Below are 16,425 nucleotides of genomic sequence, written 5' to 3' on the forward strand. Positions count from 1 at the left end.
GATTGGTGATGAGCGACGACGACATGCTGGCCCGTCCGCCGGCCGGCTTGCCTGCTACCCTGCCAGCCGCAGCCTCCCGCCGCGTCGGTCGGGCGATGCGCGCCTTGGTGCTCGCCGCGGCATCGGGCCTCCTCGCCGCCTGCGGCGGGGTCTCCGAGGCGCCACCCACCGCCGCCATCCCGAACACGCCCGCCACGGTCGAGAACCCCCAGCCGGCCAACGCCATCGGCACCGGCAGCGTGCGCATCGGGCTGATCCTGCCGCTCGGGGCGAGCGGCAATGCGGCGCTGGCCGCGCAGGCGCTGCGCAACGCCGCCGAGATGGCGGTGAACGAGTTTCCCGGCGGCGACGTGCAGATCCTCGTCAAGGACGACGCCGGCACCAGCCAGGGCGCGCAGGCCGCCGCCACCCAGGCCATCGACGAGGGCGCCAAGGCGATCATCGGCCCGCTGTTCTCGCACACGGTCGCCGCCGCCGGGCAGGTGGCGCGCTCGCGCAACGTGCCGCTCGTCGGCTTCTCGACCGACACCAATGTCGCGGCGCGCGGCGTCTATCTCCTGAGCTTCCTGCCGCAGACCGACGTCGAGCGCGCGGTGCGCTACGCCGCCGCCAAGGGCCGGCGCGCCTTCGTCGCGCTGCTGCCGGACAATGCCTATGGCTCGGTGGTGGAAGGCGCGTTCCGCGAGGCGGTGCCGGCCGCCGGCGGGCGCGTCGTCGGCATCGAGCGCTACCCGACCAACGGCAGCGGCTATGCAGACGCGGCCAAGCGCATCGCCGCCTCCGCCCAGCAGGCGGACGCGGTGTTCCTGCCGGATTCGGCCGAGGTAGTGCCGCAGCTCGTGCAGGCGCTGGCCGCGGCGGGCGCCCCGGTCGCCGGCAAGCAGCTCATCGGCACCGGGCTGTGGGACGATCCGCGCATGTTCGCCCTGCCGAGCATGGCGGGCGGCATCTTCGCGGCGCCCGACCCCGCCGGCTACCGCGCCTTCTCCGAGCGCTACCGCGCGCGCTACGGACGCGACCCGGTGCGCACGGCGACGCTTGCCCATGACGGCGTCTCGCTGATGGCGGCGATCGTCAAGACGCGCGGGGCGATGGGCATCACCGACGAGGCGATCGAGACGCCCTCGGGCTTCTCCGGCGTCGACGGCGTGTTCCGCTTCCGCAGCGACGGCACCAACCAGCGCGGCCTCGCGGTGATGGAGATCGGGAACGGCAGCGCCCGCATCGTCGATCCCGCCCCGCGCAGTTTTGGGGGGACGGGGCTTTAGGCCGGCGGCATTAGCCTAGATCGCCGTCCTCACGCCGCCAGGTCGGCGACGATGGCGTCGAGCACCGGAAAGCCCTGCGGGGTGACGCGCAGGCGGCCGTCGGGTAGCTGCTCGATCATCCCTTCGGCGAGCAGCGCATGCACGCGCATCGACTCGAAATCGCGGCCCGACAGGCGCTTGAAGCGCTGGCCGTCAATGCCCTCGGCGAGCCGCAGCCCCATCAGCAGGAACTCGTCGGACTGCTCCATGCGGGTCAGCGACTCGTCCTCGACGAGGCCGTGGCCGTGTTCCTCGACGAGGTTCAGCCACGCCTCCGGGCGGCGCTCGGTGGAGGTCGCGCGGCGCCCCTCCGGCGTGTCGAGCCGTCCATGGGCGCCGGGGCCGATGCCGGCATATTCGCCATAGCGCCAATAGAGCAGATTGTGGCGGCTCTCGGCGCCCGGGCGGGCATGGTTGGAGATCTCGTAGGCCGGCAGACCCGCCTCGCGCGTCATCTCCTGGGTGACGTCCCAGAGCGCGCGGGCGACTTCCTCCTCGGGCACCACCAGCTTGCCGGCGCGGTGCAGCGCGGCGAAGGGCGTGCCGTCCTCGATGGTGAGCTGGTAGAGCGAGAGATGCTCGCAGCCCTCGGAGATGGCGCGCAGAAGCTCGGCGCGCCAGGCCTCCGGCGTCTGCGCCGGGCGGGCATAGATGAGGTCGAAGGACACCCGCTCGAAGGCGGCGCGGGCCACCGCCACCGCGGCCAGCGCCTCGTCCGCCGTGTGCATGCGCCCGAGCGCCTTAAGCGAGGCGTCGTCCAGCGCCTGCACGCCGAGCGAGACGCGGTTGACCCCGGCGGCGCGATAGCCGCGGAAGCGGCCGGCCTCAACGCTGGTCGGGTTGGCCTCCAGCGTCACCTCGGCGGTGGCGTCGAGCGGCCAGGCCTCGTCGATCGCCGCGAGGATGCCGCCGACGGTGGCCGGGTCCATCAGCGAGGGGGTGCCGCCGCCGAAGAACACGCTCGCCGTGCGCCGCTGGCCGGTGCGGGCGCGGGCGTCGGCGATCTCGGCGCGGAACGCCCTCAGGAACCGGTCCTGGTCCGGCGGCGAATGGCGGACATGCGAGTTGAAGTCGCAATAAGGGCATTTGGCGAGGCAGAACGGCCAATGCACATAGACGCCGAAGCCCGGATCGACCGGCGGCGGTGCGGCGCGCGGCGGGCGCTCGAGGGTGAGGCTGTCAGCTATCCGAATCATCGCCGCCCGGCACATAGTCCACGGCGCGAGGGAATCCGCCTTCGGGCACGCCGTCAAGGCAGGCTTCCGCCAGCTCCATGAAGGCGCGCGCCCGGTGCGAGAGGCCGGTGCCCTCGGGCGGCAGGCCGTGCTTCTCGGCCGCGCTCATCTCGCCGAAGGTGCGGTCATAGCCGTCGGGCTGGAACATCGGGTCGTAGCCGAAGCCGTCCGGCCCGCGCGGCGGCCATACCAGCGTGCCCTCGACCACGCCCTCGAAATCCTCGACATGGCCGTCCGGCCAGGCGAGGCAGAGCGCGGAGATGAAATAGGCGCGGCGCTGGTCGGGGTCGGTCGCGCCCGCCTCGCGCAGCTTCTCCTCGACCTTGGCCATGGCGGCGCCGAAATCCTTCTCCGGTCCCGCCCAGCGGGCGGTGAGCAACCCCGGCTCGCCGCCCAACGCCTCGACGCAGAGGCCGGAATCATCGGCGAAGGCCGGCAGGGCGCTCGCCTTGGCGGCGGCGGAGGCCTTGATGCGGGCGTTCTCGGCGAAGGTCAGCCCGGTCTCCTCCGGCTCGGAAAGGCCGAGATCGCCGGCCGAGACCGCCTCGACGCCATAGGGCGAGAGCAGCCAGGCCATCTCCTCCAGCTTGCCGGGATTGTGGGTGGCGATGACCACCTTGCCGGTGAGGCGGCGATGGCTCTCCATCTCAGGCCACCGCCATCTTCTGCAGGTCGACGAGGCGGGAGATGCCCTTGCGGGCGAGCCCGAGCATGGCGCCGAACTCCTCCTCACTGAACGGGTTCTTCTCGGCGGTGCCCTGCAGCTCGACGAAGCCGCCGGCGCCGGTCATCACGAAATTGATGTCGGTCTCCGCCTGCGAATCCTCGGCATAGTCGAGATCGAGGCGCGGCTCGCCCTCGACGATGCCGCAGGAGACGGCGGCGACGTTGTCACGCAGCGGAATGGTCGGGATCATGCCGCGCGCCTTCATCCAGGCGAGGCAGTCGTGCAGCGCCACCCAGGCGCCGGTGACCGAGGCGGTGCGGGTGCCGCCATCGGCCTGGATGACGTCGCAGTCGATGGTGATCTGGCGTTCGCCGAGCTTTTCCAGATCGACGATGGTGCGCAGCGAACGCCCGATCAGGCGCTGGATCTCCTGGGTGCGGCCGGAGGGCTTGCCGGCGGTGACCTCGCGGCGGGTGCGCTCATGGGTGGCGCGCGGCAGCATGCCGTATTCGGCGGTGACCCAACCGCGGCCCTGCCCCTTCAGCCAAGGCGGCAGGCGCTCCTCCAGCGTCGCGGCGACGAGCACGTGGGTCTCGCCGAACTTCACGAGGCAGGAGCCTTCCGCGTGGCGCAGCACGCCGCGCTCGAAGCTGACGGCGCGCATCTCGTCGGCGGCGCGGCGGGAAGGACGCATGGCTGGCACTCCGTTGATCGGGGCGTCCTTGTACGAGCGTGATGAGGGATGCCGCAAGGGCCGGGTCGCGGGCGAAACGCGCGGCACGCTTGAACCCGCCGCGCGATGTCCGAATATAGTGTGACGAGACCGATCGTACCGACCATCAATCCGACCGACTGACCGGATACCGACCGTCCATGGCCCTCGACCCCCTGCTCGCCGCCCGCGCCCCGGAACTCGCCCGCCTCGACGAGCGCTCGCGCGAAATCTTCCGGCAGATCGTCGAGACTTATCTGGCGACCGGCGAGCCTGCCGGCTCGCGCAATATTTCGCGCCTGATTCCCATGACCCTGTCGCCGGCCTCGGTGCGCAACGTGATGGCCGACCTGGAGGCTGCGGGGCTGATCTTCGCGCCCCATACCAGCGCCGGACGGCTGCCGACCGAGCGGGGCTTGCGCTTCTTCGTCGACGCGCTCCTGGAGATCGGCGACATCGCCGAGGACGAGCGCAACGCCATCGAGGCGCAGGTGCGCGCCGCAGCCCGCGGAAAGACCGTGGACGGCGTGCTGGCGGAGGCCTCGGCGCTGCTCTCCGGCCTGTCGCGCGGCGCCGGCGTCGTGACCACCACCAAGACCGACAAGCGCCTGAAGCACATAGAGTTCGTGCCGCTCGACCCGAGCCGGGCGCTGCTCATCCTGGTGGCCGATGACGGCGAGGTTGAGAACCGGCTGGTGCCGCTGCCGCCCGGATTGCCCTCCTCGGCGCTGGTCGAGGCGACGAATTTCCTCAATGCGCGCGTGGTCGGGCGTTCGCTGGCGGAGCTGCGCGGCGAGGTGGAGAAGACGCTGGCGGCGCGGCGCGCCGAGCTCGACGAGATCACCGCGCGCGTGGTCGAGACGGGGCTGGTAAGCTGGTCCGGCGGCGACATGGCGGAGCGGCGGCTGATCGTGCGCGGGCAGGCCAAGCTCTTGCACGATCTGCGCGCGATCGAGGATCTCGATCGCATCCGGCGCCTGTTCGACGACCTTGAATCCAAACAGGAAGTGGTCGATTTGCTGGGCCGGGCCGAGGAGGCGCAGGCGCTGCGCATCTTCATCGGCTCGGAGAACAACCTGTTCTCCATGTCGGGCTCCTCGACCATCGTCGCGCCCTATCGCGACGGCCAGGGACGGGTGGTCGGCGTGCTCGGCGTCATCGGCCCGACGCGGCTGAACTATGCGCGCATCGTGCCGATGGTCGACTTCACCGCCCGCGTTGTCAGCCGCGTGCTGGGTGGGCCGGGCGCCGATGCGGCTTGATTTTTCGACCTTACGGACCGATATGCCGGGGCAAAGGACGGGTGCCCCATGGCGCCGGTCACAGTGTGATCCCTGAATGAGGACGTGATGAGCGAAGACAACCGCAAGCGGGCGGACGAAAACGACGCTGCCGCTCATGCGCCGCAGGCGAGCGAGCCGGCTGCGCAGGCCGGCGCCGTCGATGCCGAGGACACCATCGCCGTCCAGCTCGCCGCCGAGAAGGAGCGGCTCGAAGCCGAGGTGGCGAGCCTGAAGGACAAGTTCCTGCGCGCCTTCGCCGAGGCCGACAATGTGCGGCGCCGCGCCGAGCGCGAAGTGGCCGATGCCAAGGTGTACGGCATCACCAATTTCGCCCGCGACGTGCTGAACGTCGCCGACGATTTCGAGCGCGCGCTCGGCACCATCGACGCCGAGGCCCGCGCCAAAGCCGAGGGCACGCTCAAGACGCTGCTGGAGGGCATCGACCTCACCGCCCGCGCGCTGACCCAGACGCTGGGCAAGCACGGCGTCGCGCGCATCGAGGCGGAAGGCGCCAAGTTCGATCCGAACCTGCATCAGGCGATGTTCGAGGTGCCGGACGCCAAGGTGCCGGCCGGCACGGTGGTGCAGGTGGTGCAGCCCGGCTACACGATCGGCGGGCGGGTGCTGCGCCCGGCCCTCGTCGGCATCTCCAAGGGCGGCCCGAAGGTGGCGCCGACCGAGGCAGCCGCCAATCCGAACTGAGCGCCGGAAACAACCGCCGGAAGGATACGGCCGGGCATGTCCCGGCCGTTTTCGTTTCCGGCTCCGGAGGTCAGCGCATCTCCACGCCGTCGCGCATCGCCCTGAGCTCGGCGAAATGCGAATCGAACGCGTCGGCCGGGACCACGCCGACGATGCGCACGAAGCTGGTCCGCCCGAAGCGCAGCCATTGCGCCACCTTCATCGGCTTGCCGGTCTTGAGGTCGGTGCCGTTGGCGATCAGCTCGAAGCCGGGCTGGCCGCCGACGCGCAGCGGGCCGCCGCGCTCGATCTTCATCTCGCGCACGCCCGGCACCGAGGAGATGGCGCGCTTGGCGATGCTCTCGCGCTCGTCGTCGCGCACCTCGCCCGGCGCGAGGATGACGATGAAATAGGGCTGGTCGGTGCCCTCGATCACGTCGGACGGACCCTTGGTCATCATCAATGCCGTGGAGCCGAGCACCTTCAGCACGCGGTAGCCTTCCGCCTCGGTGACGCGGAAGGGCAGCTTGGCGAGCAGCTCCTCATTCGAGGGCGGCGCGCGGAACACCACGCTTTCCAGCGATTTCTCGATCGCGGCGTCGGAATAGCGGGCGGACGCCTCCTCCGGCATCTGGGCGGTGACGAGCCCGGTCGACTGCTTGCCGCCGGCGACGAAGATCCACTTCTTGATCGCACCCGCGCCGACGGTCTGGAACCCGGCGAGGAGGAGGCCCTTGCTGCCGTCCGACAGGGTGACGTCGCGCCGCTTCTCGATCGTCACGCCCTTCTCCGCCAGGCTCTCATTGGTGAGGCCGGCCGTGATCTGCCCGTAGGCCGCCGCCGGCATCTCGACGATGAGGATGGACGCCTTGGCCTCGCGATCCTCGAAGCCGCGGACGGCCGGGCTTTCGCCCATGCCCGGCGGCGGCGTCATGCCGACCGTGCCGTCGCCCGGGAACACCGGGTCGGCCACGGCGGGAGCCGCTGCCAGAAGGGAGAGGGCGACGAGAAGGGCGGAAAGAGGCCGGCGCATGACGTTTCCTTGCATATCAACGCTCATCGCGCCGCATCGCGGCGGAAATATGGACGCAATTCTCAAATTTCTTCAATATTTCCAGATGCTTGGCAAGATCCCTCATCGCCATGCCCAACAAATGTCCGAGACGTGATCGCGGACGGCGGGGCTGCCGCCCGCAGCCCGTCTGATCTTCCGCCTGGCGCCTCTATGCGGAGCGCCGCGCGATCGCCCCGTAGACGAACAGCACGATGACCGCGCCCACGACCGCGCCGACCAGCCCGGCACCCTGGTCGGGGCCGTACCATCCAAGAGCCTGCCCGAGGAATGTCGCGACGAATGCGCCGACGATGCCGAGGATGGTCGTCAGGACGAAACCCGAGGGCTCATTGTCCCCTGGCATCAGGAACTTGGCGATGATGCCGGCGATGAAGCCGATGATGATCGTCCAGATGAAACCCATGTCACAATCTCCGCCTAAATCAGCAGTGTGAGGAACCGGTTCGACGCGGTACGGTTCTTTTACCTCAAGCGAGGAGGATCAGTGATGAACAATCGCACCTTTCCATCGATGACGGCGCTTCTCGCCCTGCTGGCCATCGCCGGCTACCAGAACCGCGACAAGATTTCGGAGATGCTCCGCGGCGCCACCCAGCCCGGTCAGCCGGGCGAGCCCTCGGCGCCCGAGGACGGAAATTCCGCCGCCAATTCCGGCGGGAGCGGCGGCTTGGGCGGGCTGCTGGGCAGCCTCGGCGGCCTGTTCGGCGGCGCCTCGACCGGTGGTTCCCTGCAGGACGGGCTGTCCGAGCTGGTCGATCGCTTCCGCCAGAACGGCCACGGAGAGACCGCGGATTCGTGGGTCAAGACCGGCCCGAACCAGCAGATCGACGACCAAAGCCTCGAACACGCGCTCGGCCCGGACGTGCTGGAGACGCTCGCGGAGAAAACCGGCCTGTCGCGGGAAGAATTGCTGGCGCGGCTGTCCCGGGAGCTGCCGCAGGCCGTGGACTCCTACACGCCGGAAGGCCGGCTGGGCACGACCTGACGCCCTGTCGGCGGACGATCAGCCCGGATGAACCCTGCGTAGAGTGAGGTTGATCCGCCCGCCCTGCTTCAGCAGCGTCGAACTGCCGGGAATCACCCGGTCGACACCATGGAAGGCGAGGCGGCTCGGCCCCGACAGCAGCAGCGCGTCGCCTGAGGCGAGACGGATGGAACGGGTGGGATCGCCGCGCTCGCGTCCGCCGATGCGGAACACCGCGGTGTCGCCGAGCGAGAGGGAGAGCACCGGCGCGGCGAACTCCTCCTCGTCGCGATCCTGATGCAGGCCCATGCGGGCGCCCTCACCATACCAGTTGATCAGGCAGGCCTCGGGCTGCAGCGCCGTGCCGGCGAGGTCCCGCCAGGCGGCGAGCAGGCGCTCCGGGAAGGCGGGCCACGGCTGGCCCGTCTCCGGATGCGTCGGCTGATAGCGATAGCCCGCCTCGTCCGACACCCAGCCGAGCGGGCCGCAATTCGACATGCGCACAGAGAAGGGCTTGCCGGTCTTCGGCATGCGGGGCGTGAAGAGCGGCGCCTGCGCCAGCAGGTCGCGCAGCTCGGCGACGAGCTGCTCCTGCGCGGCGCGGTCGAGATAGCCCTGCCACCACAGGCAGCCCGGAGCGATCTCGACCGGGGCCGCCATCGCGTCCGTCACAGCTTGCGCAGCGCGACCGCCTCGACCTGATGGTCGCCGCCCTTGCGCAGGATGAGATCGGCCCGCTGGCGGGTGGGCAGGATGTTCTCGCGCAGGTTCGCGAGGTTGATGCCGCGCCAGATCGCCCTGGCGGTGGCGTCCGCCTCGGCGTCGGTGATGTTCGAGTAGCGGTGGAAATAGGCGCCCGGATCGCGGAAGGCGGTCTCGCGCAGGCGCATGAAGCGCTCGACATACCACCGCTCCAATATGCTCTCGTCGGCGTCGATGTAGATCTTGAAGTCGAAGAAATCCGAGACGAAGGGAATGCCCTTGCCGTCCTTCGGCGGGCGGCTGGTCTGCAGCACGTTCAGCCCTTCGACGATGAGGATATCCGGCCGGTCGACCTCGGTCGTCTCGTTCGGCATCACGTCGTAGTGGAAATGGCTGTAGAGCGGCGCACGGACCGGATGGTGGCCGGCCTTGATGTCGGTGAGGAAGTGCAGCAGCGCCGGCAGGTCGTAGCTCTCCGGGAAGCCCTTGCGCTGCATCAGCCCCTCGCGCTCCAGCACGGCGTTGGGCAGCAGGAAGCCGTCAGTGGTGATGAGCGCCACCTTCGGCGTGTTGGGCCAGCGCGCCAGCAGCGCCTGCAGCACGCGGGAGGTGGTCGATTTGCCCACCGCGACCGAACCGGCGACGCCGATGATGTAGGGCATCTTGCCGTCGCGCTCGGGGCCGAGGAATTTCTCCATGGCGCGGAACAGCTTCTGCGTCGCGCCGACATAGATGGAGAGCAGGCGCGAGAGCGGCAGGTAGATCTCCTCGACCTCGGCGATGGACAGCCGGTCGTTCAGGCCCTGCAGCCGGGCGATCTCGTCGCTCTTCAGCGTCTGCGGGGTATCGGCGCGCAACGACGCCCATTCGGTGCGGGTGAAATTGCGGTAGGGCGAGAGCGATGCACTGTCGATCTTCAGGTCCATGAACGCCCTTCCCCCTGTCGCGTCGCGGGTCCAGCGGCTGTGCTTCTGCGTCACGGGCGTCAGGCGCCGGAGCGCGACGCCTTCTCCTCCAGGCCGGACTGGGCGGTGCGGCGCGCCAGCTCGGCATAGACGTCGTCGATCGCGATGTGGCGCACCTCCAAGAGAACGGCAAGATGGTAGAGGAGATCGGCGGCCTCCGAAACGACCGCCTTGTCGTCGCTGCCGACCGCCGCCAGCGCCGTCTCCACCGCCTCCTCGCCGAGCTTCTGGGCGCATTTGGCGACGCCCTTGTCGATCAGCGTGCGGGTGTAGGACGGCTTGCCGCCGCCCTTCGCCCGCTCGGCCACCAGTGCGGCGAGGTCTTCCAGCGTAACGCGCGCGGGTTTCTTGGCCATTGCCGGTTCCTCAGGCGAGCCGGACCGGCAGGCCGGCTTCGGCGAGCCGCCGCTTGGCCTCGCCAATGGTGAAGGTGCCGAAATGGAAGATCGAGGCGGCGAGCACCGCCGAGGCGCGCCCCTCGGCGATACCATCGACCAGATGATCGAGGGTGCCGACGCCGCCCGACGCGATCACCGGCACCGGCACGGCGTCGGAGACGGCGCGGGTCAGCGCGATGTCGAAGCCCTCGCCGGTGCCGTCACGATCCATAGAGGTCAGCAGGATCTCGCCGGCGCCGCGCTCGGTGACCTCGCGCGCATAGTCGATGGCGTCGATGCCGGTGCGGTTGCGCCCGCCATGGGTGAAGATCTCCCAGCGCGGCGCCTCGCCCGGCGCCGAGACGCGCTTGGCGTCGATGGCGACGACGATGCACTGCTCGCCGAACTTTTCCGCGGCCTCGCGCACGAAATCGCGCCGGTTCACTGCCGCCGTGTTGATCGAGACCTTGTCGGCGCCGGCATTCAGCAGGGCGCGGATGTCCTCCACCGTGCGCACGCCGCCGCCGACGGTGAGCGGCATGAAGCACTGCTCGGCGGTGCGGCTCACCACGTCGATCAGCGTGCCGCGCGCCTCGTGGCTCGCCGTGATGTCGAGGAAGCACAGCTCGTCGGCGCCGGCGGCGTCATAGGCTTTGGCCGCCTCCACCGGATCGCCGGCGTCGCGCAGGTCGACGAACTTCACACCCTTGACGACACGGCCGTCCTTGACGTCGAGACAGGGAATGACGCGCACCTTCAGCATGGAATCCCCGCTCATAGCGGCAGCCCGGCGAGCAAGGCGAGCGCCCGGCGCGCGTCGAGCCGCCCGTCATAGAGTGCGCGGCCGGTGATGGCGCCTTCGAGCCTGGCGGCACGCGGTTCCATCAGCGCCCGCACATCGTCGAGCGAGGCGAGGCCGCCGGAGGCGATGACCGGGACCGAGATGCCCTCGGCGAGCGCGATGGTGGCGTCGAGGTTGAGGCCTTTCAGCAGGCCGTCGCGGTCGATGTCGGTGTAGATGATGGCGGCGACGCCGGCATCCTCGAAGCGCCGGGCGAGATCGAGCGCGTCGAGGTCCGAGGTCTCCGCCCAGCCCTCCACCGCCACGCGCCCGCCCTTGGCGTCGAGCCCGACCGCGACACGGCCGGGGAAACGGCGCGCCGCGTCCTTCACGAAGGCGGGGTCGCGCACGGCGGCGGTACCGAGGATGACGCGGGTGACGCCCTTGGCGAGCCAGCCCTCGACGGTCGCGATGTCGCGGATGCCGCCGCCGAGCTGCACCGGCATGGTGACCGCCTCGAGGATGCGCTCCACCGCATAGGCGTTCACCGGCTTGCCGGCGAAGGCGCCGTCGAGATCGACGATATGCAGGTAGCGGAAGCCCTGGTTCTCGAACTCGGCCGCCTGCTGCGCGGGATCGTGGTTGAACACGGTGGCGCGGTTCATGTCGCCCTGCTGCAGGCGTACGCAGAGACCTTCCTTGAGGTCGATGGCGGGAAACAGGATCACGGCGTCCACGTCAGGAAATTGGCGAGAAGGGCGAGGCCGAGGCGCTGGCTCTTCTCGGGATGGAACTGGGTGCCGGCGAGGTTGTCGCGCGCCACCATGGCGGTGACCGGCGCGCCATAGTCGCTCACCGCCACGACGTCGGCCTCCGCCGCCGCTGCGAGGTGGTAGGAATGCACGAAATAGGCGTCGAGCCCATCCGGACCTGTCGGTATGCCGGCGAGCAGGGGATGATCGCGCCGCGTCTCCAGCGAGTTCCAGCCCATATGCGGGATCTTGAGATCGGGATCGGCCGGGGCGAGCTTGACCACGTCGCCGGCGATCCAGCCGAGCCCCTCGGTCACGCCATGTTCGAGACCGCGCTCGGCCATGAGCTGCAGGCCGACGCAGATGCCGAGGAAGGGCCGTCCCTTGCCGCGCACGACTTCCGTCAGCGCGTCGACCATGCCGGGCACGGCATCGAGGCCGCGACGGCAATCGGCATAGGCGCCGACGCCGGGCAGCACGATGCGGTCCGCACCGCGCACGGCTTCGGGGTCGTCGGTGACGAGGATGGTCGCGCCGGTGCCGCCCTCGCGGGCGGCCCGCTCCAGCGCCTTGCCGGCCGAGTGCAGATTGCCGGAGCCGTAGTCGATCAGCGCCACCTTCATCGGCCGGCCTCCGGAAACAGCCCGATCACCGAATTTGCCGGCGGCCGGGCGACATAGCCCGGCGGAGGCTCGGCCGGACGCGTGGCGGCGGCGGCGACGGCCGGCGCAGGGCGCCCGCCGGCCTCGAGCCAGCTCTCGAAGAAGCGCCGCTCGGCCGCCTCGCGGTTCGGCGCCACCACCACCCCGATCTCCTCATGGCCGCGCGCGGAAAGCTTGCGGCGGCGCAGGGCGGAGAGCTCGAAGGCGACGAACAGGTTCGGCAGCAGCAGGAGCAGGTTCTCGGCGTCGCCGAGATCGAGATTGGCGATGACGAGCAGGATCAGCACCTGCGCGAGGACATAGAGGACGAGCGCCAGCCATAGCCGGTGCGCGATGAGCACCAGCGGCGCGAACAGGATCGCGCTCCACGCCGTCGCCTCGCGCACGAAGACGATGCGCTCGGCCCATCGGCCGCGCGTGCTGTCCGTCATCCCGTCATCCGGCTGGAAGACCGTCCAGACCGCCATTGCCCGTCCTTCGTCAGTACCGACGCCTATCGCGGCGCCGGTCGCGGGTCAGCCGCCGAGGCTGCCCTTGGTGGAGGGAATCTCGCCGGCCGCCGCCGGATCGATGGCGAGGGCGGCGCGCAGCGCGCGGGCGAGGCCCTTGAAGCAGCTCTCCGCTATATGGTGCGCATTGTCGCCATACAGCGTCTCGACATGCAGTGTCACGCCGGCATTGATCGCGAAGGCCTGAAAGAACTCGCGCACCAGCTCGGTGTCGAACTCGCCGATCTTCGGCGCCGGGAAGCTGGTGCGGAACACCAGGAAGGGCCGGCCGGAGATGTCGAGCGCGACGCGGGTGAGCGTCTCGTCCATCGGCAAATCGAGGCTGGCATAGCGGGTGATGCCGCGCATGTCGCCGAGCGCCTTGCGCACGGCCTGTCCGAGCGCGATGCCGACATCCTCCACCGTGTGGTGGAAGTCGATGTGCAGGTCGCCCTTGGCCTCGACCACGAGGTCGATGCGCGCGTGCCGGCCGAGCAGGTCGAGCATGTGATCGAAGAAGCCGACGCCGGTCGCGGCCGACACCTTCCCCGTGCCGTCGAGGTCGACGGCGACGCGGATGTCGGTCTCCTTGGTGGCGCGGGTGATCTCGGCCTTGCGCATGACGGGCTCCCGAAAAGCGCGGGCGTCTTAGCAGCTATGGCGCCCCGGCGCCATATGCCGCGCTGCGTCAAGCCGCTGGCGGCGCTCGCTTCGCGCCGTCATGAAGGGGCGGCGGCGACGGGCAGGGCGCGTCGGCCGGTATGCCATGGTTGCGCCGGCGCCCTCAGGGCTTAAGTAAGGCGTCTCGACCGGAGCCCTTCATGACGCCTTCCCAGCATTCGCCCGACACCATCTACGGCACCACCATCGTCTCGGTCCGCGCCGGCGGACGCGTCGCCATCGGCGGCGACGGGCAGGTCACGCTCGGCAACACGGTGATGAAGTCGAACGCGCGCAAGGTGCGCCGGCTCGGGCGCGGTGACGTGATCGGCGGCTTCGCCGGCGCCACCGCCGACGCCTTCACCTTGTTCGAGCGGCTGGAGGCCAAGCTCGAGCAATATCCCGGACAGCTCCAGCGCGCCGCCGTCGAGCTCGCCAAGGACTGGCGCACCGATCGCTATCTGCGCCGGCTGGAAGCGATGATGATCGTCGCCGACGCCAACCTCACGCTGGTGCTCACCGGCACCGGCGACGTGCTGGAGCCGGAGAACGGCATCGCCGCCATCGGTTCAGGCGGGGGCTATGCGCTCGCCGCCGCCCGCGCGCTCGCCGACAGCGGGCAGGACCCCGAGGCGATCGTGCGCCGCAGCCTCGCCATCGCCGCCGACATCTGCATCTATACCAACCAGAACGTGGTGGTGGAGACGATCGGCGGATGATCTCCGAACGCACCGTGCTGGCAGCGGTCGAGCGCGGCATACTCACTTCCGAGCAGGCCGCGCGGCTGCGCTCGCTGGACGCCGAGCTGGCGCCGGCCGCCATCGCCGCCGCGCCGCAGGACGACGAGCGGCTGCGCTTCATCTCCGGCTTCGGCGACATCTTCGTCACCCTCGGCCTCGCGCTGTTCCTCGGGGCGCTCGCCTATTTCGCGCGCGTGCTCGGGGCCGCCGGCATGGCGGGCGTGCTGGTGCTTGCGTCCTGGCTGCTGGCGGAGTTCTTCACCCGCCGCCAGCGCATGGCGCTGCCGAGCATCGTGCTGCTGGTGGTGTTTTGCGTGTCGGTGTTCGTCGCGCTGGCCAATGCGCTGGCCGGCACCGACGAGCTGGTCGTAGTCAGGAACCTCGTATCGGGCGGCGGCCATCCGGTCGCGGTGGCGCTTGCCGGCCTCGTCACGGTAGGCGCGGCAGCCCTGCATTATTGGCGCTTCCGCGTGCCGATCACCCCGGCCGCCGGGGCGGCGGCGCTGGTGGCGACCGCGCTCGGCGTCACGGGCGCCCTGGTCCCGGGTGTTCTTTCGGTCGCGTTGAATCCGCTGCTGGTGGCATGCGGGCTCGCGGTCTTCGCGCTCGCCATGCGCTTCGATCTTTCCGATCCCGCGCGCGAGACGCGGCGCACCGACATCGCCTTCTGGCTGCATCTGCTGGCCGCGCCGCTGATCGTACATCCGCTGCTGAGCGGCTTCGCCGCCGATGTGCGGAGCGGGGGTACCGGCGCCGCCTGGCCGATCCTCGGCACCTTCGTCGTGCTCGGCCTGATCGCGGTGCTGATCGACCGGCGGGCGCTGCTGGTCTCCGGCCTCATCTATGCCGGCATCGCCTTCGGCTCGCTGATCCGCGATGCGGGACTGTCCGGCACCACGACGCCCCTCACCGTCCTCGCCCTCGGCGCCTTCGTGCTGCTGCTCAGCGCGGCGTGGCATCCGTTGCGCCGGGCCATCCTCTCCGTTCTGCCGTCCGGGCTCGCCCGCCGGCTCCCACATCCGAGCGTCGCGTCCCCGTCATGACCAATTTCTCCCCCCGCGAGATCGTCTCCGAACTCGACCGTTTCATCGTCGGCCAGCACAAGGCCAAGCGCGCGGTCGCCATCGCGCTGCGCAACCGCTGGCGCCGCCAGCAGCTCGAGGGCGAGCTGCGCGAGGAGGTGCTGCCGAAGAACATCCTGATGATCGGCCCGACCGGCGTCGGCAAGACGGAGATCTCCCGCCGCCTCGCCAAGCTGGCCGGCGCGCCCTTCCTCAAGGTCGAGGCGACCAAGTTCACCGAGGTCGGCTATGTCGGGCGCGACGTCGAGCAGATTGTGCGCGACCTCGTCGAGATCGGCATCGGGCTGGTGCGCGAGGTGAAGCGCAAGCAGGTCGAGGCCAAGGCGCATCTCGCCGCCGAGGAGCGCGTGCTCGACGCCCTGGTCGGCTCCAATGCCTCGCCCGGCACGCGCGAGACCTTCCGCCGCAAGCTGCGCGAGGGCACGCTCGACGAGAAGGAGGTCGAGATCGAGGTCGCCTCCGGCCAGCAGGGCATGCCGATGTTCGAGATCCCCGGCATGCCGGGCGCGCAGATGGGGGCCATCTCGATCGGCGACATGCTCGGCAAGGCATTCGGCGGGCGCTCCAAGCCGCGCCGCGTCACCGTGAAGGAGGCGCATCCGCTGCTGCTCTCGGAAGAGGCCGACAAGCTGATCGACCAGGACGCCATCACACAGGAGGCGATCCGCGCGGTGGAGGAGAACGGCATCGTCTTCCTCGACGAGATCGACAAGATCGCCGGCAGCGACCGCCGCGGCGGTGCCGACGTCTCCCGCGAGGGCGTGCAGCGCGACCTCCTCCCGCTGATCGAGGGCACCACGGTCTCGACCAAGCACGGGCCGGTGAAGACCGACCACATCTTGTTCATCGCCTCCGGCGCCTTCCACGTCTCCAAGCCCTCGGACCTCTTGCCCGAGCTGCAAGGCCGGCTGCCGATCCGCGTCGAGCTGGAGGCGCTGACCCGCGAGGACTTCAAGCGCATTCTCACCGAGACCGAGGCGAGCCTCGTCAAGCAGTCGGTGGCGCTGATGGGCACCGAGGGGGTGACGCTGGAGATCACCGAGGACGCGGTGGAGGCCATCGCCGACGTCGCGGTGGAGGTGAACGCGACGGTGGAGAATATCGGCGCGCGCCGGCTGCAGACGGTGATCGAGCGGGTGCTGGACGAGCTGTCCTTCTCCGCGCCCGACCGTTCCGGCGAGACCGTGAAGGTCGATGGTGCCTATGTGCGCGACCGCGTCGCCGACCTCGCCAAGAACGCGGATCTGAGCCGGTTCATCCTGTGAGCGGGCCGGCACCGCGTTTCACGTGAA

The 16,425-nt window shown here is 70.0% G+C and carries 20 protein-coding genes; 7 read left to right on the forward strand and 13 right to left on the reverse strand.

Annotated elements, in window-relative coordinates; genetic code table 11:
• Nucleotides 1-8 precede the first annotated feature (8 nt).
• The gene (locus U742_RS0107690; RefSeq protein ID WP_081852884.1) at nt 9-1,268 is read left to right on the forward strand and encodes a penicillin-binding protein activator; all 1,260 of its coding nucleotides are present in this window, start codon (nt 9-11) and stop codon (nt 1,266-1,268) included.
• Between the two features lie 29 nt (nt 1,269-1,297).
• Here the strand turns inward: U742_RS0107690 and hemW are convergent, their stop codons facing one another.
• From hemW to rph, 3 genes are read right to left on the reverse strand one after another with little or no spacing between them, the layout of a single operon-like run.
• Nucleotides 1,298-2,503, reverse strand: coding sequence for a radical SAM family heme chaperone HemW (gene hemW / locus U742_RS0107695; RefSeq protein ID WP_029351691.1), 1,206 nt, complete (start codon nt 2,501-2,503; stop codon nt 1,298-1,300).
• Nucleotides 2,487-3,188, reverse strand: a complete 702-nt coding sequence (gene rdgB / locus U742_RS0107700; RefSeq protein ID WP_081852885.1) for an RdgB/HAM1 family non-canonical purine NTP pyrophosphatase — start codon at nt 3,186-3,188, stop codon at nt 2,487-2,489. Before rdgB ends, hemW begins: the two co-directional genes overlap by 17 nt.
• Nucleotide 3,189: 1 nt before the next feature.
• The gene (gene rph, locus U742_RS0107705) at nt 3,190-3,903 is read right to left on the reverse strand and encodes a ribonuclease PH (RefSeq protein ID WP_029351695.1); all 714 of its coding nucleotides are present in this window, start codon (nt 3,901-3,903) and stop codon (nt 3,190-3,192) included.
• Nucleotides 3,904-4,082: 179 nt separating this feature from the next.
• Here rph and hrcA point away from each other — a divergent pair, with 179 nt between their 5' ends.
• Nucleotides 4,083-5,183, forward strand: coding sequence for a heat-inducible transcriptional repressor HrcA (gene hrcA / locus U742_RS0107710; RefSeq protein ID WP_029351698.1), 1,101 nt, complete (start codon nt 4,083-4,085; stop codon nt 5,181-5,183).
• An 87-nt stretch (nt 5,184-5,270) separates the two neighbouring features.
• The gene (grpE, locus tag U742_RS0107715) at nt 5,271-5,906 is read left to right on the forward strand and encodes a nucleotide exchange factor GrpE (protein ID WP_029351700.1); all 636 of its coding nucleotides are present in this window, start codon (nt 5,271-5,273) and stop codon (nt 5,904-5,906) included.
• 70 nt (nt 5,907-5,976) lie between these two features.
• Here the strand turns inward: grpE and U742_RS0107720 are convergent, their stop codons facing one another.
• Together U742_RS0107720 and U742_RS0107725 are read right to left on the reverse strand one after the other, a co-directional pair.
• The gene (locus U742_RS0107720; RefSeq protein ID WP_029351702.1) at nt 5,977-6,918 is read right to left on the reverse strand and encodes a hypothetical protein; all 942 of its coding nucleotides are present in this window, start codon (nt 6,916-6,918) and stop codon (nt 5,977-5,979) included.
• Nucleotides 6,919-7,108: 190 nt separating this feature from the next.
• On the reverse strand, nt 7,109-7,363 hold the full coding sequence (locus tag U742_RS0107725) for a GlsB/YeaQ/YmgE family stress response membrane protein (protein ID WP_029351703.1): 255 nt from the start codon (nt 7,361-7,363) through the stop codon (nt 7,109-7,111).
• 84 nt (nt 7,364-7,447) lie between these two features.
• Between U742_RS0107725 and U742_RS0107730 the strand changes: the two genes are divergently transcribed.
• Entirely contained in the window at nt 7,448-7,945 is a 498-nt protein-coding gene (locus tag U742_RS0107730) for a YidB family protein (protein ID WP_029351705.1), read from the forward strand.
• Nucleotides 7,946-7,963: 18 nt separating this feature from the next.
• Here the strand turns inward: U742_RS0107730 and U742_RS0107735 are convergent, their stop codons facing one another.
• From U742_RS0107735 to hisB, 8 genes are all read right to left on the reverse strand, one after another.
• A complete protein-coding gene (locus U742_RS0107735; RefSeq protein ID WP_029351707.1) occupies nt 7,964-8,584 on the reverse strand; it encodes an alpha-ketoglutarate-dependent dioxygenase AlkB family protein in 621 nt (206 codons plus the stop codon).
• Nucleotides 8,585-8,592: 8 nt separating this feature from the next.
• Nucleotides 8,593-9,552: a type I pantothenate kinase gene (gene coaA / locus U742_RS0107740; protein ID WP_029351709.1), complete on the reverse strand. Its 960-nt coding sequence runs from the start codon at nt 9,550-9,552 to the stop codon at nt 8,593-8,595.
• A gap of 59 nt (nt 9,553-9,611) precedes the next feature.
• A complete protein-coding gene (locus U742_RS0107745) occupies nt 9,612-9,947 on the reverse strand; it encodes a phosphoribosyl-ATP diphosphatase (protein WP_029351711.1) in 336 nt (111 codons plus the stop codon).
• 10 nt (nt 9,948-9,957) lie between these two features.
• Complete coding sequence (gene hisF / locus U742_RS0107750; protein ID WP_029351714.1) at nt 9,958-10,731, reverse strand: imidazole glycerol phosphate synthase subunit HisF; 774 nt, start codon at nt 10,729-10,731, stop codon at nt 9,958-9,960.
• Between the two features lie 11 nt (nt 10,732-10,742).
• Nucleotides 10,743-11,477, reverse strand: coding sequence for a 1-(5-phosphoribosyl)-5-[(5-phosphoribosylamino)methylideneamino]imidazole-4-carboxamide isomerase (gene hisA, locus U742_RS0107755; RefSeq protein ID WP_038361004.1), 735 nt, complete (start codon nt 11,475-11,477; stop codon nt 10,743-10,745).
• Nucleotides 11,474-12,124: an imidazole glycerol phosphate synthase subunit HisH gene (gene hisH, locus U742_RS0107760; RefSeq protein WP_029351718.1), complete on the reverse strand. Its 651-nt coding sequence runs from the start codon at nt 12,122-12,124 to the stop codon at nt 11,474-11,476. Before hisH ends, hisA begins: the two co-directional genes overlap by 4 nt.
• The gene (locus U742_RS0107765) at nt 12,121-12,594 is read right to left on the reverse strand and encodes a DUF2628 domain-containing protein (RefSeq protein ID WP_197028211.1); all 474 of its coding nucleotides are present in this window, start codon (nt 12,592-12,594) and stop codon (nt 12,121-12,123) included. The genes hisH and U742_RS0107765 overlap by 4 nt, the downstream gene beginning before the upstream one ends.
• Nucleotides 12,595-12,678: 84 nt before the next feature.
• Nucleotides 12,679-13,272 (reverse strand): imidazoleglycerol-phosphate dehydratase HisB, encoded by a 594-nt coding sequence (gene hisB, locus U742_RS0107770; RefSeq protein ID WP_029351722.1) that lies wholly within the window; start codon nt 13,270-13,272, stop codon nt 12,679-12,681.
• Nucleotides 13,273-13,472: 200 nt separating this feature from the next.
• Between hisB and hslV the strand changes: the two genes are divergently transcribed.
• Genes hslV through hslU form a run of 3 tightly spaced genes read left to right on the forward strand, consistent with a single transcriptional unit; the run spans nt 13,473 to nt 16,398 of the window.
• A complete protein-coding gene (hslV, locus tag U742_RS0107775) occupies nt 13,473-14,030 on the forward strand; it encodes an ATP-dependent protease subunit HslV (RefSeq protein WP_029351724.1) in 558 nt (185 codons plus the stop codon).
• On the forward strand, nt 14,027-15,094 hold the full coding sequence (locus U742_RS0107780; RefSeq protein ID WP_029351725.1) for a hypothetical protein: 1,068 nt from the start codon (nt 14,027-14,029) through the stop codon (nt 15,092-15,094). The genes hslV and U742_RS0107780 overlap by 4 nt, the downstream gene beginning before the upstream one ends.
• On the forward strand, nt 15,091-16,398 hold the full coding sequence (gene hslU, locus U742_RS0107785; RefSeq protein ID WP_029351727.1) for an ATP-dependent protease ATPase subunit HslU: 1,308 nt from the start codon (nt 15,091-15,093) through the stop codon (nt 16,396-16,398). The genes U742_RS0107780 and hslU overlap by 4 nt, the downstream gene beginning before the upstream one ends.
• Nucleotides 16,399-16,425 lie beyond the last annotated feature (27 nt).

Source organism: Allobosea sp. 117, from assembly GCF_000702305.1.
In the GTDB taxonomy this organism is placed as follows: Bacteria; Pseudomonadota; Alphaproteobacteria; order Rhizobiales; family Xanthobacteraceae; genus Ancylobacter.